The following is a 15,590-nucleotide window of genomic DNA, read 5'->3' as shown; positions in this document are numbered from 1 at the left end:
TCTTGTGGGAACCGGCTTGCCAGCGATGGCTGACGAATTGTCACCACACATCCACATCCTGCCTGCTAAGGTTGGCAAGCCCGTCTTCGCAACGGATAATGCCCAGTTTTTCCACCCGCGCATCGATGCGCCGCCGCGCTTGCGGTCGAAAGAGAAGACCATGAAAGACACCATTCGCCAGCTGATCCAACAAGCCCTCACCCAACTCGTCAACGAAGGTGTGTTGCCTGAAGGCCTGACGCCGGCGATCCAGGTGGAAAATGCCCGGGACAAGACCCACGGCGACTTCGCCAGTAATATCGCGATGATGCTGGCCAAGCCTGCAGGCATGAAGCCACGTGACCTGGCGGAAAAAATCATCGCCGCCCTGCCGGCCGACGAGAACGTCAGCAAGGCCGAAATCGCCGGTCCCGGCTTCATCAACTTCTTCCAGAACACCCAGGCACTGGCCTCGCGCCTCGACGCGGCCCTGGCGGACGCTCACGTCGGTGTGCGCAAGGCCGGCCCGGCGCAACGCACCGTGGTCGACCTGTCGGCACCGAACCTGGCCAAAGAGATGCACGTCGGCCACTTGCGCTCGACCATCATCGGCGACGGCGTGGCCCGGGTACTCGAATTCCTCGGCGACACCGTGATCCGTCAGAACCACGTCGGCGACTGGGGCACCCAGTTCGGCATGCTGATGGCGTATCTGCAGGAAAATCCGATCACCAGCGACGAGCTGTCGGACCTGGAAAACTTCTACCGCGCCGCCAAGCAGCGTTTCGACGAATCCCCGGAATTCGCCGACCGCGCCCGTGGCCTGGTGGTCAAGTTGCAGGCCGGCGATGCCGAATGCTTGGCCCTGTGGACCCGGTTCAAGGACATCTCGCTGTCGCACTGCCAGAAGATCTACGAACTGCTGAACGTCAAACTGACCATGGCCGACGTGATGGGCGAAAGCGCCTACAACGACGACCTGATCAACGTGGTCAACGACCTCAAGGCCGCCGGCATGCTGGTTGAAAGCAACGGCGCGCAGTGCGTATTCCTCGACGAATTCAAGAACGCCGAAGGCGAGCCGCTGCCGGTGATCATCGTCAAGGCCGACGGCGGCTACCTGTACGCCACCACCGACCTGGCCGCCGTGCGCTACCGCAGCGGCAAACTCAAGGCCGACCGTGCGCTGTACTTCGTCGACCAGCGTCAGGCCCTGCACTTCCAGCAAGTGTTCGCCGTGGCGCGCAAGGCCGGTTTCGTGACCCATCCGATGGAAATGGAGCACATGGGCTTCGGCACCATGAACGGTGCCGACGGCCGTCCGTTCAAGACCCGTGACGGCGGCACCGTGAAGCTGATCGATCTGCTGACCGAAGCGCAGGAACGTGCTTACACCCTGGTGAAAGACAAGAATCCCGAACTGGCCGAAGACGAACTGCGCAACATCGCCAAAGTCGTGGGCATCGGCGCCGTGAAGTACGCCGACCTGTCGAAGCATCGCACCAGCGACTACAGCTTCAACTTCGACCTGATGCTCAACTTCGAAGGCAACACCGCGCCGTACCTGCTGTATGCCTACACCCGTGTGGCCGGCGTGTTCCGCAAGCTGGGCAAGGATTTCAGCGAAGTCGACGGTCAGATCGTTCTTGAAGCGGCGCACGAGCAGGAACTGGCGGCCAAACTGGCGCAGTTCGGCGAAGTGCTGAACAACGTCGCGGAAAAGGGCACGCCGCACACCCTGTGCACCTACCTGTACGACGTCGCCGGCCTGTTCTCCAGCTTCTACGAGAACTGCCCGATCCTCGCCGCGGACACCCCGGCACAAATGCAGAGCCGCCTGCGCCTTGCCGCGCTGACCGGCCGTACCCTCAAGCAAGGCCTGGAACTGCTCGGCCTGGAAACCCTGGAGCGTATGTAAGTTGGCTGCCAAGAAAAAACCTGCACCCAAGCGTGGCGCCAGCCGTTACCAAGCTCCTGCGAAGCAACCGATCCCGGGCTGGCTGTGGATGGCCATCGGCCTGACGGTCGGTGCGTTCATCGTGTTCCTGATGAAACTGGAGCCGGGCAAGGGCAGCGACACGGTCAAGCGCGAGAAGGTCGAGCAACAGCAACAACAGAAAGCCACCAAGATCGCCGAGGCCAACAAGACCCCGCCGAGCCCGACGCAACCGGTGAAGCCGAAGTACGACTTCTACACCCTGCTGCCGGAATCGGAAGTGATCGTGCCGCCTGACGCCGTTCCGGAGAAAACCCTGCCGACGCCACAGGTGCCGGCGATTCCGACCACACCGGTGACCCCGGCGGAAGCGGCGAAGATCGACACCGCACGCGCCCAGGCCGCACTGGCCGGGATCACCCCGCCGCCAGCACCGCCGGTGACCAAGGCTGCACCGGTGACCAAGTTCTTCCTGCAGGCCGGCTCGTTCCGCAAAGAGGCCGATGCCGACAAGGTTCGCGCGCAGATCATCCTGCTCGGTCAGGCAGTGGCGGTCGAGTCCGGGACGGTGAAGGAAGAAACCTGGTACCGCGTACTGGTCGGTCCGTTCAGCAACCGCGAACAGCTGACGACCGCCCAGAAGCAACTGGCGGGCGCGGGCTTCAGCAACCTGCTGTTACAACAACGCCAGAGCCGCTAACCCCCACACTGATCGCTCCCACGCTCCGCGCGGGAGCGATCATGTACAAACCACCGCTCGTCCCCTCTCCCGCCCCGCAGTTGAAATCCTCTCCACCACCCCCATATGAAGGGGCATAAGGCATTTTCGCCCCGCAGTGTGGAGACTCTTCCCTTGACCACCATCGTTTCAGTCCGCCGCCACGGCAAAGTCGTCATGGGCGGCGACGGCCAGGTTTCTCTCGGCAACACCGTGATGAAAGGCAACGCGAAGAAAGTTCGTCGCCTGTACCACGGCCAGGTCATTGCCGGTTTCGCCGGTGCCACCGCCGACGCCTTTACCCTGTTCGAACGTTTCGAAGGCCAGCTTGAGAAACATCAGGGCCACCTGATCCGTGCCGCCGTCGAACTCGCCAAGGAATGGCGCACCGACCGCTCCCTGAGCCGCCTCGAAGCGATGCTCGCGGTCGCCAACAAGGACGCCTCGCTGATCATCACCGGCAACGGTGACGTGGTCGAACCCGAAGATGGCCTGATCGCCATGGGTTCCGGCGGCGCCTACGCGCAAGCCGCCGCCAGCGCCCTGCTGAAGAAGACCGACCTGTCGGCCCGCGAAATCGTCGAGACCGCTCTTGGCATCGCCGGCGACATCTGCGTATTCACCAACCACACCCAGACCATTGAGGAGCAGGATCTCGCTGACCAAGCCTGACGCGGCCCCTGTGCCACGGCTTGTTTCTGCTTGAGGACCGTCAATTATTATGTCCATGACTCCCCGCGAAATCGTCCACGAACTCAACCGCCACATCATCGGCCAGGACGATGCCAAGCGCGCTGTCGCGATTGCCTTGCGCAACCGCTGGCGCCGCATGCAGCTGCCTGAAGAGCTGCGCGTTGAAGTGACCCCGAAGAACATTCTGATGATCGGCCCGACCGGTGTCGGTAAAACCGAGATCGCCCGTCGCCTGGCCAAGCTGGCCAACGCACCGTTCATCAAGGTCGAAGCGACCAAGTTCACCGAAGTCGGCTACGTTGGCCGCGACGTCGAATCGATTATCCGGGATCTGGCCGATGCCGCGATCAAGATGCTGCGCGAGCAGGAAATGACCCGCGTGCGCCACCGCGCCGAAGACGCCGCCGAGGATCGCATCCTCGACGCCCTGCTGCCACCGGCACGCATGGGCTTGGGCACCGACGACGCGCCGACCCAGGATTCCAACACCCGCCAGCTGTTCCGCAAGCGCCTGCGCGAAGGTCAGCTGGACGACAAGGAAATCGAGATCGAAGTGGCGGAAATGTCCGGCATCGAGATCGCCACGCCTCCGGGCATGGAAGAGATGACCAACCAGTTGCAGTCCCTGTTCGCCAACATGGGCAAGGGCAAGAAGAAGTCCCGCAAGCTGAAGGTCAAGGAAGCGCTGAAACTGGTGCGCGATGAAGAGGCCGGTCGCCTGGTCAACGAAGAAGAGTTGAAGGCCAAGGCCTTGGAAGCGGTCGAGCAGCACGGCATCGTGTTCATCGATGAAATCGACAAGGTCGCCAAGCGCGGCAATGTCGGTGGCGCCGATGTGTCCCGCGAAGGTGTGCAACGCGACCTGCTGCCGCTGATCGAAGGCTGCACCGTCAACACCAAGCTGGGCATGGTCAAGACCGACCATATCCTGTTCATCGCCTCCGGTGCGTTCCACCTGAGCAAGCCGAGCGATCTGGTGCCGGAGCTGCAAGGCCGTCTGCCGATCCGCGTCGAACTCAAGGCCCTGAGCCCGGAAGATTTCGAACGCATCCTCAGCGAACCGCACGCTTCGCTCACCGAGCAATACTGCGCGCTGCTGAAGACCGAAGGCCTGAACATCCAGTTCCAGCCTGAAGGCATCAAGCGCCTGGCGGAAATCGCCTGGCAGGTCAACGAGAAGACCGAGAACATCGGTGCCCGCCGCCTGCACACGCTGCTCGAGCGTCTGCTGGAAGAGGTGTCGTTCAGTGCCGGCGACCTGGCCAGCGCCCATGACGACAAGGCGATCCTGATCGACGCCGAGTACGTCAACAGCCACCTGGGTGAATTGGCGCAGAACGAAGATCTGTCCCGTTATATCCTGTAAGCAACTCTTACAGATATAGCGGAACTGTGGGAGCGAGCCTGCTCGCGAAGATGGCGGTACACTCAACCATTGTGTTGACTGAACCACCGCTTTCGCGAGCAGGCTCGCTCCCACAAGGTTCCGCACTAGACGGATACCTGCTCATGCTCCCCACCGACATCAAACTGCACAAAGCCTCGAAAACCCTGTCGCTCAAATACGCGTCCGGCGAGGAATACACCCTGCCCGCCGAATTCCTGCGCGTGCATTCCCCCTCCGCCGAGGTCCAGGGCCACGGCAAACCGATCCTGCAATCCGGCAAGCTGCATGTCGGCCTGACCAAGGTCGAACCGGCCGGTCAGTACGCCCTGAAACTGACCTTCGACGACGGTCACGACAGCGGCCTGTTCACCTGGGATTACCTCTACGAACTGGGGCGACGTTATGACGCACTCTGGGCGGATTATCTGGCCGAGCTCAAAGCTGCCGGCAAAACCCGCGACCCGGACCAGTCCGTCGTCAAGCTGATGCTCTAGTCCGCACCTCGGACTGTTTAGAGGGCATTTTCTAGATTCATCTGTTTGAATGCTCCGCTAAAGCGGCCCGGGATCGGCTGCTTGCGAAAAAAATCAATCTCGGGTAACCAATGGAACTGGCAAGTTCCCTGCAGTGCTCTACGACTGTAAAGCAGCTATGCAGAATCAACGGTCACCCGAGCAGTAGTACCTGGCATTGGCTGTGGAACTGCACAGCAGAAAACCGGGTACTCGTCTCAGGACAATGGAGCGTCGTAGATGAGTAACAAGAATAACGATGATTTGAAGTACCAGGCCTCGGAGAACACCCTGGGGCTGAATCCCGTCGTTGGGCTACGCGGAAAGGATCTGCTGGCCTCTGCTCGAATGGTGCTGACCCAGGCCATCAAACAACCGATCCATAGCGTCAGACACGTCACTCATTTCGGCCTCGAATTGAAGAACGTGCTGTTCGGCAAATCAGAACTGCAACCGGCAGGCGATGACCGTCGCTTCGTCGATCCGGCGTGGAGTCAGAACCCGCTGTACAAACGTTACCTGCAAACCTACCTGGCATGGCGCAAGGAACTCCATGCCTGGATCGACGACAGCAGCCTCTCGCCCAAGGACATCGCGCGCGGCCACTTCGTGATCAACCTGATGACCGAAGCCATGGCGCCGACCAACAGCATGGCCAACCCGGCGGCGGTCAAACGCTTCTTCGAGACCGGCGGCAAAAGCCTGCTCGACGGCCTCTCCCATCTGGCCAAGGATCTGGTGCACAACGGCGGCATGCCGAGCCAGGTCAACATGGGCGCATTCGAGGTCGGCAAGACCCTGGGCGTGAGCGAAGGCGCAGTGGTGTTTCGCAACGACGTGCTGGAACTGATCCAGTACAAACCCATCACCGAGCAGGTACACGAACGTCCGCTGCTGGTGGTGCCGCCGCAAATCAACAAGTTCTATGTATTCGACCTGAGCCCGGACAAGAGCCTGGCGCGCTTCTGCCTGCGCAACAACGTGCAGACCTTCATTGTCAGCTGGCGCAACCCGACCAAGGAACAGCGCGAGTGGGGCCTGTCGACCTACATCGAAGCCCTGAAGGAAGCGGTCGACGTGGTCACCGCGATCACCGGCAGCAAGGACGTCAACATGCTCGGCGCCTGCTCCGGCGGCATCACCTGCACCGCCCTGCTCGGCCACTACGCCGCCACTGGCGAGAACAAGGTCAATGCCCTGACCCTGCTGGTCAGCGTGCTCGACACCACCCTGGACAGCGACGTCGCACTCTTCGTCGACGAGCAGACTCTGGAGATGGCCAAGCGTCATTCGTATCAGGCCGGTGTGCTGGAAGGCAAAGACATGGCCAAGGTCTTCGCCTGGATGCGCCCCAACGACCTGATCTGGAACTACTGGGTCAACAACTACCTGCTGGGCAACGAACCGCCGGTGTTCGACATCCTGTTCTGGAACAACGACACCACCCGGTTGCCGGCCGCGTTCCACGGCGACCTGATCGAGATGTTCAAAAACAATCCACTGACCCGCCCCGATGCACTGGAAGTGTGCGGCACACCGATCGACCTCAAGAAGGTCACGGCCGACATCTTCTCGCTGGCAGGCACCAACGACCACATCACGCCATGGAAGTCCTGCTACAAGTCGGCGCAGCTGTTTGGCGGCAAGGTGGAATTCGTGCTCTCCAGCAGCGGGCATATCCAGAGCATCCTGAACCCGCCGGGCAACCCGAAATCCCGTTACATGACCAGCGACGAAATGACCGCCAATGCCGATGACTGGCAGGAAAACTCGACCAAGCACACCGACTCCTGGTGGCTGTACTGGCAGGCCTGGCAGGCGGCGCGTTCGGGCGAGCTGAAAAAGGCGCCGACGAAACTGGGCAACAAGGCGTATCCGGCGGGAGAAGCCTCGCCGGGCACTTATGTACACGAGCGGTAACTGACGCACCTCACTCCCCTGTGGGAGCGGGCTTGCTCGCGAAAGCGGTTGATCCGCCAACATCAATGGCGACTGACACGACGCCTTCGCGAGCAAGCCCGCCCCCACAAGGGGGACAAGGTGATATCGAGATTGACCCACAGGGCCCTGAAGCATGCCGCAACCGTTCATCTTCCGTACCGTCGAGCTGGATGGCCAGACCCTCCGGACCGCCGTACGCCCCGGCAAGCCTCACTTGACGCCCTTGCTGATTTTCAACGGCATCGGCGCCAACCTGGAGCTGGTGTTTCCTTTTGTCGCGGCGCTGGACCCCGACCTGGAGGTGATCGCCTTCGACGTGCCCGGCGTCGGCGGTTCCTCGACGCCGAGCCGGCCATACCGCTTTCCCGGGCTGGCGAAGTTGACGGCACGCATGCTCGATTACCTCGACTACGGTCAGGTCAACGTCATCGGCGTGTCCTGGGGCGGCGCGCTGGCGCAGCAGTTCGCCCATGACTATCCCGAGCGCTGCAAGAAACTGGTACTGGCCGCCACGGCGGCAGGCGCGGTCATGGTGCCGGGCAAGCCGAAGGTGCTGTGGATGATGGCCAGTCCGCGCCGTTACATCCAGCCGTCCCATGTGATCCGCATCGCCCCGATGATCTACGGCGGTTCGTTCCGGCGTGACCCCACCCTCGCCGCCAGCCATGCGGCCAAGGTGCGTTCGGCGGGCAAGCTCGGTTATTACTGGCAACTGTTTGCAGGCCTCGGCTGGACCAGCATTCACTGGCTGCACAAGATCCATCAGCCGACCCTGGTGCTGGCCGGCGACGACGATCCGCTGATCCCGCTGATCAACATGCGTCTGCTCGCCTGGCGAATTCCCAACGCGCAATTGCACATCATCGATGACGGGCATCTGTTCCTCATCACCCGGGCCGAAGCCGTGGCGCCGATCATCATGAAATTTCTCCAGGAGGAACGCCTTCGCGCAGTGATGCATCCCCACCCGACACCGCTGGGCGGATAACGGTTCCGACACGGTTTTCTGGACAGTTCCTTGCAGGGCTTTTTGCAAGTGCGTGGCAGGACGCCGCGCAGGCAACAACCCGCAACAGCGTCTATGGTGTTCTGGTTCGGTGTGTTTGTTATTGACCTGAAGACGAAGGAGTGTTGAGTCATGCGCGACAAACCAGCGACGGGCGCAGTGCCCAGTCCTGCCGTGTTCATCAATGCACAGAGTGCAATGGCCGGCCTGCGTGGCCGCGATCTGATTTCGACGTTGCGCAGCGTCGCCGCCCATGGTCTGCGCAACCCGATCCACAGCGCCAAACACGCGTTGAAACTCGGTGGCGCGCTCGGACGCGTGCTGCTCGGCGAAACACTGCACCCGACCAACCCCAACGACAGCCGCTTTGCCGACCCGGCCTGGAGCCTCAATCCGTTCTACCGCCGGAGCCTGCAGGCCTATCTGAGCTGGCAGAAACAGGTCAAGAGCTGGATCGACGAAAGCAGCATGAGCGACGACGATCGCGCCCGTGCGCACTTCGCTTTTTCCCTGATCAACGACGCCGTGGCGCCTTCCAACACGCTGCTCAATCCGCTGGCGATCAAGGAGCTGTTCAACTCCGGCGGTCACAGTCTGGTGCGCGGCCTGAGTCATCTGTTCGATGACCTGCTGCACAACGACGGCCTGCCACGTCAGGTGACCAGGCAGGCATTCGAGGTCGGCAAGACGGTTGCCACCACTACCGGCTCGGTGGTGTTTCGCAATGAATTGCTCGAACTGATCCAGTACAGGCCAATGAGCGAAAAGCAGTACTCGAAACCGTTGCTGGTGGTGCCGCCGCAAATCAACAAGTACTACATTTTCGACCTGAGCCCGAACAACAGCTTCGTCCAGTACGCCCTGAAAAACGGCTTGCAGACCTTCATGATCAGTTGGCGCAATCCGGACGTGCGCCATCGCGAATGGGGCCTGTCGACCTACGTCGAGGCCGTGGAAGAAGCGATGAATATCTGCCGGGCGATCACCGGCGCCCGGGAAGTCAACCTGGTGGGGGCCTGTGCGGGCGGGCTGACCATCGCCGCGCTGCAAGGGCACTTGCAGGCCAAGCGGCAATTGCGGCGGGTCTCCAGCGCCACCTATCTGGTGAGCCTGCTGGACAGCCAGATCGACTCTCCGGCCACACTGTTCGCCGACGAGCAGACCCTCGAAGCGGCCAAGCGCCGTTCTTATCAGAAAGGCGTGCTGGACGGTCGCGACATGGCCAAGGTGTTCGCCTGGATGCGACCCAACGATCTGATCTGGAGCTACTTCGTCAACAACTACCTGCTGGGCAAGGAGCCGCCGGCGTTCGACATCCTCTACTGGAACAACGACAGCACCCGCCTGCCGGCGGCGTTTCATGGCGATCTGCTGGACTTCTTCAAGCACAACCCGCTGATTCATTCAGGAGGCCTGGAAGTCTGCGGCACGCCGATCGACCTGCAGAAAGTCACGGTCGACAGTTTCAGCGTGGCCGGCATGAATGACCACATCACGCCGTGGGACGCGGTCTATCGCTCGACCCTGCTACTGGGCGGCGAGCGGCGTTTCGTGCTGTCCAACAGCGGCCATGTGCAGAGCATTCTCAACCCGCCGAGCAACCCCAAAGCCACCTACGTCGAGAACGGCAAGCTGAGCAGCGACCCGCGCGCCTGGTATTACGACGCGAAAAAAGTCGACGGCAGCTGGTGGCCGCAGTGGCTGGAATGGGTGCAGCAACGTTCCGGCACCCTGCATGAAACCCGGATGACCCTGGGCAACGCGAATTATCCACCGATGGAGGCGGCACCCGGCACTTACGTGCGCGTGCGCTGACCGACCCCGACCCTGTTAAGAAGACTGGATGAAAACAAGCGAACGGATCCTCGAATGTGCCCTGCAGTTGTTCAACGAGAAGGGCGAGCCGAACGTCTCCACCATGGAGGTTGCCAATGAAATGGGGATCAGCCCGGGCAACCTCTACTACCACTTCCATGGCAAGGAACCGCTGATTCTCGGGCTGTTCGAACGTTTTCAGAACGAACTGGCGCCACTGCTCGACCCGCCCGCCGATGTCGAACTGGCGCCAGAGGATTACTGGTTGTTCCTGCACCTGATCGTCGAACGCCTGGCGCAGTACCGGTTCCTTTTCCAGGACCTGTCGAACCTGGCCGGGCGCCTGCCGAAACTGGCCAAGGGCATTCGCCAGTTCCTCAATATCCTGAAGCGCACGCTGGCGTCACTGCTCGCGCGATTGAAAGCATCGGGGCAACTGGTCAGCGATACCCAGGCGCTGGGACAACTGGTGGAACAGATCACCATGACCTTGCTGTTCTCGCTGGACTATCAGCGGATTCTCGATCGCGAGGGCGAAGTGAGGCTGGTGGTTTACCAGATCATGATGCTGGTGGCGCCGCATCTGTTGCCGCCGGTGAAGGTGGCGACGGAGCGGATGGCTTTGCAGTATCTCGAAGATCACGAGTAGTCGCACAAACAAAAACGCCCGACCTTCACAGGCCGGGCGTTTTCCTGAGCCCTGAAAATCAGGACTGACTGGTCGGCGTCGACGGAGTCGATGCAACAGTCGAAACTGGCGCCGGGGCTGGAGCCGAGGCGGAGTTCGACGTGCTGGCCAGTGCTTGCGGTACGCTCACCGGTTTCGGCGCAGCGGCTTTCGGCGCGGCCGGTTTTTTCACTGCAGGCTTTTTCGCTGCTGCCGGTTTGGCCGCAGGCTTGGCAGCGGGTTTGGCGGCAGCGGTTTTCGCTGCTGGCTTGGTCGCCGGTTTTGCAGCAGGTTTGGCGGCGGCCTTGGCTGCAACCGGTTTGGCCGCGGCTTTCGCTGCCGGTTTGGCTGCTGCGGTTTTGGCCGCTGGCTTGGCAGCCGCCTTGGCCAATGGCTTGGCAGCAGGTTTTGCCGCTGGTTTGGCTGCTGCGGTCTTGGCCGCCACAGGTTGGGCTTTGAGGCCGGTGAGTTTTTCGATCTGCTTGGTCAGAGCGTCGACCTTCTTGTGCAGATCCTTCACTTCGTTGCGGCTCGGTACGCCCAGGCGCGAAATCGCACTGTTCAGGCGCTTGTCAAAAGCCCCTTCCAGTTGATCCCACGTACCCAGCGCACGATCTTTCACGCCACTGATGCGCGACTTGGCCGAAGAAGCGGAGTCCTTGGCGGCATCGACTTTCTTGCCGACCGCTGCCTTGGTGAGCTTCTCGGCTTTCTCGCCGTCTTTGACCAATGTCTCGAAGAGCTTGCTGCCGTCAGTGTCGATCTTCGAGTACACGCCTAAACCAGCCAGCCAGATCTTGCGGGAATAGTCTTCGACTTTTCCGATCCACGAGCTGCCTTCTTTATCGGTGTTCTTTTTACCAGCCATCCCGTTCTCCTTAAGATTTACGCGCGGCGCGTTCGAGCAATGCCGTCAGCTCATCGAGCTTAGCAGAGAGTGCCTCAACGTCATGTTTAGACGGAATGCCGATACGATTCAAGGCACTGGCGACGCGCGTGTCGAACGCCTTCTCGACCTTGTCGAGCTGAACTTCGACGCGACCTTTGAAAGAACTGACTTCGCTCTTGGCCTCATCGATCTCGGCATTGGCCGCTTCGAGTTTTTCGGTGACGGCTTTTTTGCCTTTTCTTTCAACGGTTTGACCCGCCTTGATCAACTCCTGAAAGTACTCGCTGCCCTCCTGACCGACCTTGGTGTAGGCACCCAGGCCAGCCAGCCAGATCTTGCGGGCATAGGATTTGACGTCGCTCAGGGCAGAAGTCGAGGCGTCGATTTTTTTCTTCAAAACAGCTTTGGCCATGGTGCACCTCACGCGCAGAAGGTTTGAGGAACTGCCCTGACGAGTGTCGGGCTCAGGTACAAAGTAGGGAGAAAAATTAGAAACGGCACCCTAACAACTGACATAAAAGGCAGGTGTGCGAGAAAAGAAAGGGGAGCCCGAAGCTCCCCGTTTGTCCTGATCAGACCAGCGCTTTGTCCAGCGCTTTTTCGATCTCGGCTTTGATCATGCCGCTCATGGCCGACATCATCAGGCCCAGTTCCACGTCGACCCGGATCGAATCCTCGGCCACATGCACCGCGCCCTTCACGCCCGAACGTTTGAGGTTCAGGGTGTCGCCCGACCATTGCGGCTCCAGGCCATACTGATCGGACAGTTTCTTCGCCAGTTTATCGGCTTTCTCGCGGGCCGCTTCCTTGCCCAGGCTGTGGGCACGCTCAACACTGATTTGGGCCATTGAATGACTCCTGCTTTTTGAATGGGGCTATGAATGCCTGCAACGAATCTTGACCGCCACTGCGGCAAATCGTCCCGAAGGTTGCCCATCTTACCTTTAGCCATTCCAAGACAAAGCATGGCTTGGGGATTAGAATGTCGCGCATTCTCTTTTGGTGACAGCGATATGACTGATCAGCGCAAAGGCAGCGATGCCGAACCCACCACTCACTTCGGCTTCAAAAACGTTCCGGAAAGCCAGAAAGCGGAAAAAGTCGCTGAGGTGTTCCACTCCGTGGCCGCCAAGTACGACCTGATGAACGACCTTCTGTCGGGCGGCATGCACCGCCTGTGGAAGCGCTTCGCGATCGAACTGTCGGGCGTGCGCCCAGGCAACCGCGTGCTGGACATCGCCGGCGGCACCGGCGACCTGACCAAGAAATTCTCGCACCTGGTCGGCCCGACCGGTCAGGTCGTTCTCGCGGACATCAACGAATCCATGCTCAAGGTCGGTCGTGACCGCCTGCTGGATGTCGGTGTCTCGGGCAACGTTGAATTCGTCCAGGCCGACGCAGAAAAACTGCCGTTTCCGGACAACCATTTCGACTGCGTGACCATCGCCTTCGGCCTGCGCAACGTGACGCATAAAGAAGACGCCCTGCGCTCGATGCTGCGCGTGCTCAAGCCGGGCGGACGCCTGCTGGTGCTGGAATTCTCCAAGCCGACCAACGCGCTGATGTCCAAGGCCTACGACGCCTATTCCTTCGCCTTCATGCCGTTGATGGGCAAGCTGATCACCAACGACTCGGAAAGCTATCGCTACCTGGCCGAGTCGATCCGCATGCACCCGAATCAGGAAACCCTGAAGTCGATGATGGTCGACGCCGGTTTCGACCGCGTGACCTATCACAACATGACCGCAGGCATCGTCGCCCTGCACCGCGGCATCAAGCCCTGATGCTGCTGACCGGGCTGCTGGCCAGCGTCGAACTCGGCCTGAATCGGGTGCTGCGTCTCGACAGCACGGCGCTGCCGAGGCTGGCGCATCTGACCGGCAAAGTGATTGCCGTGGATTGCCGCAGCCCGGCGCTGCAACTGTTCATCCTGCCGAGCGACGAAGGCCTGATGTTGGCCTCTCACTGGGAAACCGGCGTCGACTGCACCTTGCGCGCCCCGGCTTCGAGCCTGATGAAACTGGCCCTGAGCAAGGACAAGACCGCCGTGCTGCACGCGCCGGAAGTCGAACTCGACGGCGACAGCGGTGTGCTGCTGGAACTGGCGGGTGTGCTTCAGGACCTGGAGCTGGACTGGGAGTACGAACTCTCGCGCTGGCTCGGCCCGGTCGCCACGCAACTGGTCGGCGGTCACCTGCGCAGCCGCGCTCGCTGGTATCAACAAGGATTTGCCAGCCTCAACCAGAACCTCGCCGAATACCTGGCCGAAGAGTCGCGCACCCTTGTCGGGCAGCGCGAAGCTGAAGCCCGCTTCAGCGAACTGGACCGGATCAAACTCGATCTGGAACGTCTCGAGGCGCGCTTCGAGCGCCTTTCCCGATCCCTCGACCCAAGCGATAACGCATGAAGCTGCTCGCCGTCCGCCGTCTGTTGCGCATCCAGCGCGTCGTGATCCGCTACCGCCTCGATGACCTGCTGTTCGATCTGCCCTTGCCGTGGTTCCTGCTGGCGCTGCGCTACGTCCTGCCATGGCGCTGGTTCCCGCGCAGGCCGCTGGACCTGAGCCGTGGCGCACGCCTGCGCCTGGCCTTGCAGGACCTGGGGCCGATCTTCATCAAGTTCGGGCAGATCCTCTCGACCCGCCGCGACCTGCTGCCGGAAGACATCGCCGATGAGCTGATGCTGTTGCAGGACCGCGTGCCGCCGTTCGATTCACAGCTGTCGGTCAAGCTGATCGAAGAACAGCTGGGCAAGAAGATCAACGAAGTGTTCAGCCGTTTCGACGTCGAACCGCTGGCCTCGGCCTCGGTGGCGCAGGTGCACGCCGCGCAACTGAAGACCGGCGAAGAAGTGGTGGTCAAGGTGATCCGCCCGGGCCTGAAGCCGGTGATCGCCCAGGATCTGGCGTGGCTGTTCATCCTCGCCCGTGCCGCCGAAAAGGTCTCTGCCGACGCGCGCCTGCTGCACCCGGTGGACGTGGTCAGCGACTACGAAAAAACCATCTACGACGAACTCGACCTGTTGCGCGAGGCGGCCAACGCCAGCCAGTTGAGGCGCAACTTCGAAGGCTCGCCGCTGCTCTACGTGCCGCAGGTCTATTGGGACTGGTGCAGGCCGAAAGTGCTGGTGATGGAGCGCATCTACGGAATTCAGGTGACGGACCTGGCGACCCTCGCCGACCAGCGCACCGACATGAAGATGCTCGCCGAGCGCGGCGTGGAAATCTTCTTCACCCAGGTGTTCCGCGACAGTTTCTTCCATGCCGACATGCACCCGGGCAACATCTTCGTCAGTACCGTCAACCCGTGGAGCCCGCAGTACATTGCGATTGACTGCGGCATCGTCGGCAGCCTGACCCCGGAAGACCAGGACTATCTGGCGCGCAACCTGTTCGCCTTCTTCAAGCGCGACTATCGCCGCGTGGCGCAATTGCACATCGATTCGGGCTGGGTGCCGGCGGAAACCAAGCTCAATGAATTCGAAGCGGCGATCCGTACCGTGTGCGAACCGATCTTCGAAAAACCGTTAAAAGATATTTCATTTGGCCAGGTGCTGATGCGCCTGTTCCAGACCGCGCGCCGCTTCAACATGGAAGTGCAGCCACAACTCGTGTTGTTGCAAAAGACCCTGCTGAACATCGAAGGCCTGGGCCGTCAGCTGTACCCGGAGCTGGATCTGTGGAACACCGCGCAGCCGTTCCTCGAGCGCTGGATGCGCGAGCGTGTCAGCCCGAAAGCCTTGATCGGCAATGTGCAGAGCCAGTTCGAACAACTGCCGCACCTGGCCAACATGGCCCGCGACCTGCTCGAACGCATGTCCCAACCCCATGCCAGCGACCCGCCGCCACCGTGGCAGAAACGCAAGGACGACTGGTTCCTGCGCCTGCTCGGCAGCGCTCATCTGGCGGGCGGCACGATCCTCGCCGCCGGCGGTCCGTTGAACGAACTGGGGCATTGGCCCGCCGGGATCATGGTGGCAGTCGGCTTGTATCTGGTCGTTCGCCGATAGCCAGTTGCGTGATCGACTGGCACACTGTTTCAACGCCTG

15 protein-coding genes are annotated in these 15,590 nt (G+C 61.2%); 12 read left to right on the top strand and 3 right to left on the bottom strand.

The features are described 5' to 3' along the window. Positions 1-160 precede the first annotated feature (160 nt). The 9 genes from argS to NWV16_RS02900 all read left to right on the top strand — a co-directional run bounded on the left by argS (position 161) and on the right by NWV16_RS02900 (position 10,636). Complete coding sequence (gene argS, locus NWV16_RS02940) at positions 161-1,897, top strand: arginine--tRNA ligase (RefSeq protein WP_260521897.1); 1,737 nt, start codon at positions 161-163, stop codon at positions 1,895-1,897. Between the two features lies 1 nt (position 1,898). Continuing rightward, positions 1,899-2,615, top strand: coding sequence for an SPOR domain-containing protein (locus tag NWV16_RS02935; protein ID WP_065259459.1), 717 nt, complete (start codon positions 1,899-1,901; stop codon positions 2,613-2,615). A 153-nt stretch (positions 2,616-2,768) separates the two neighbouring features. Beyond that, positions 2,769-3,305: an ATP-dependent protease subunit HslV gene (gene hslV / locus NWV16_RS02930; RefSeq protein ID WP_085683990.1), complete on the top strand. Its 537-nt coding sequence runs from the start codon at positions 2,769-2,771 to the stop codon at positions 3,303-3,305. Between the two features lie 49 nt (positions 3,306-3,354). Then, positions 3,355-4,692: an ATP-dependent protease ATPase subunit HslU gene (hslU, locus tag NWV16_RS02925; protein WP_260521896.1), complete on the top strand. Its 1,338-nt coding sequence runs from the start codon at positions 3,355-3,357 to the stop codon at positions 4,690-4,692. Between the two features lie 143 nt (positions 4,693-4,835). After that, a complete protein-coding gene (locus NWV16_RS02920) occupies positions 4,836-5,207 on the top strand; it encodes a DUF971 domain-containing protein (protein ID WP_260521895.1) in 372 nt (123 codons plus the stop codon). Between the two features lie 258 nt (positions 5,208-5,465). Continuing rightward, complete coding sequence (phaC, locus tag NWV16_RS02915; protein ID WP_065259456.1) at positions 5,466-7,145, top strand: class II poly(R)-hydroxyalkanoic acid synthase; 1,680 nt, start codon at positions 5,466-5,468, stop codon at positions 7,143-7,145. A 154-nt stretch (positions 7,146-7,299) separates the two neighbouring features. Beyond that, a complete protein-coding gene (gene phaZ, locus NWV16_RS02910; RefSeq protein ID WP_065259455.1) occupies positions 7,300-8,154 on the top strand; it encodes a poly(3-hydroxyalkanoate) depolymerase in 855 nt (284 codons plus the stop codon). A gap of 150 nt (positions 8,155-8,304) precedes the next feature. Next, positions 8,305-9,987 (top strand): class II poly(R)-hydroxyalkanoic acid synthase, encoded by a 1,683-nt coding sequence (gene phaC / locus NWV16_RS02905; RefSeq protein WP_260521894.1) that lies wholly within the window; start codon positions 8,305-8,307, stop codon positions 9,985-9,987. Between the two features lie 28 nt (positions 9,988-10,015). Then, complete coding sequence (locus NWV16_RS02900; protein WP_260521893.1) at positions 10,016-10,636, top strand: TetR/AcrR family transcriptional regulator; 621 nt, start codon at positions 10,016-10,018, stop codon at positions 10,634-10,636. A 58-nt stretch (positions 10,637-10,694) separates the two neighbouring features. Here the strand turns inward: NWV16_RS02900 and NWV16_RS02895 are convergent, their stop codons facing one another. The 3 genes from NWV16_RS02895 to NWV16_RS02885 all read right to left on the bottom strand — a co-directional run bounded on the left by NWV16_RS02895 (position 10,695) and on the right by NWV16_RS02885 (position 12,391). Next, positions 10,695-11,522, bottom strand: coding sequence for a phasin family protein (locus NWV16_RS02895; protein WP_260521892.1), 828 nt, complete (start codon positions 11,520-11,522; stop codon positions 10,695-10,697). 10 nt (positions 11,523-11,532) lie between these two features. Continuing rightward, positions 11,533-11,955 carry a phasin family protein gene (locus NWV16_RS02890; RefSeq protein ID WP_065261766.1) on the bottom strand — a complete coding sequence of 141 codons (423 nt, stop codon included), beginning with the start codon at positions 11,953-11,955 and terminating at the stop codon, positions 11,533-11,535. A gap of 160 nt (positions 11,956-12,115) precedes the next feature. Further along, the gene (locus tag NWV16_RS02885; protein ID WP_065261767.1) at positions 12,116-12,391 is read right to left on the bottom strand and encodes a polyhydroxyalkanoic acid system family protein; all 276 of its coding nucleotides are present in this window, start codon (positions 12,389-12,391) and stop codon (positions 12,116-12,118) included. A gap of 165 nt (positions 12,392-12,556) precedes the next feature. Here NWV16_RS02885 and ubiE point away from each other — a divergent pair, with 165 nt between their 5' ends. The 3 genes from ubiE to ubiB are packed head-to-tail and all read left to right on the top strand — an operon-like array spanning position 12,557 to position 15,551. Next, positions 12,557-13,327: a bifunctional demethylmenaquinone methyltransferase/2-methoxy-6-polyprenyl-1,4-benzoquinol methylase UbiE gene (ubiE, locus tag NWV16_RS02880; RefSeq protein ID WP_065261768.1), complete on the top strand. Its 771-nt coding sequence runs from the start codon at positions 12,557-12,559 to the stop codon at positions 13,325-13,327. Next, complete coding sequence (locus NWV16_RS02875) at positions 13,327-13,950, top strand: SCP2 domain-containing protein (RefSeq protein WP_230734852.1); 624 nt, start codon at positions 13,327-13,329, stop codon at positions 13,948-13,950. The genes ubiE and NWV16_RS02875 overlap by 1 nt, the downstream gene beginning before the upstream one ends. Then, the gene (ubiB, locus tag NWV16_RS02870) at positions 13,947-15,551 is read left to right on the top strand and encodes a ubiquinone biosynthesis regulatory protein kinase UbiB (RefSeq protein ID WP_065261769.1); all 1,605 of its coding nucleotides are present in this window, start codon (positions 13,947-13,949) and stop codon (positions 15,549-15,551) included. The genes NWV16_RS02875 and ubiB overlap by 4 nt, the downstream gene beginning before the upstream one ends. The last annotated feature ends 39 nt before the right edge of the window (positions 15,552-15,590 follow it).

Source organism: Pseudomonas sp. BW7P1 (assembly GCF_024981055.1).
Lineage (GTDB): Bacteria > Pseudomonadota > Gammaproteobacteria > Pseudomonadales > Pseudomonadaceae > Aquipseudomonas > Aquipseudomonas bananamidigenes.
The sequence above is the reverse complement of the archived record's forward strand: the minus strand, read 5'-3'. Positions and strand labels throughout refer to the sequence as shown.

Bases quoted from the DNA above. Each gene is read 5' to 3' on its own strand.
- argS (WP_260521897.1), top strand. From the start codon at position 161: ATGAAAGACACCATTCGCCAGCTGATCCAACAAGCCCTCACCCAACTC.
- hslU (WP_260521896.1), top strand. From the start codon at position 3,355: ATGTCCATGACTCCCCGCGAAATCGTCCACGAACTCAACCGCCACATC.
- NWV16_RS02920 (WP_260521895.1), top strand. From the start codon at position 4,836: ATGCTCCCCACCGACATCAAACTGCACAAAGCCTCGAAAACCCTGTCG.
- phaC (WP_065259456.1), top strand. From the start codon at position 5,466: ATGAGTAACAAGAATAACGATGATTTGAAGTACCAGGCCTCGGAGAAC.
- phaZ (WP_065259455.1), top strand. From the start codon at position 7,300: ATGCCGCAACCGTTCATCTTCCGTACCGTCGAGCTGGATGGCCAGACC.
- phaC (WP_260521894.1), top strand. From the start codon at position 8,305: ATGCGCGACAAACCAGCGACGGGCGCAGTGCCCAGTCCTGCCGTGTTC.
- NWV16_RS02900 (WP_260521893.1), top strand. From the start codon at position 10,016: ATGAAAACAAGCGAACGGATCCTCGAATGTGCCCTGCAGTTGTTCAAC.
- NWV16_RS02895 (WP_260521892.1), bottom strand. From the start codon at position 11,522: ATGGCTGGTAAAAAGAACACCGATAAAGAAGGCAGCTCGTGGATCGGA.
- NWV16_RS02890 (WP_065261766.1), bottom strand. From the start codon at position 11,955: ATGGCCAAAGCTGTTTTGAAGAAAAAAATCGACGCCTCGACTTCTGCC.
- NWV16_RS02885 (WP_065261767.1), bottom strand. From the start codon at position 12,391: ATGGCCCAAATCAGTGTTGAGCGTGCCCACAGCCTGGGCAAGGAAGCG.
- ubiE (WP_065261768.1), top strand. From the start codon at position 12,557: ATGACTGATCAGCGCAAAGGCAGCGATGCCGAACCCACCACTCACTTC.
- NWV16_RS02875 (WP_230734852.1), top strand. From the start codon at position 13,327: ATGCTGCTGACCGGGCTGCTGGCCAGCGTCGAACTCGGCCTGAATCGG.
- ubiB (WP_065261769.1), top strand. From the start codon at position 13,947: ATGAAGCTGCTCGCCGTCCGCCGTCTGTTGCGCATCCAGCGCGTCGTG.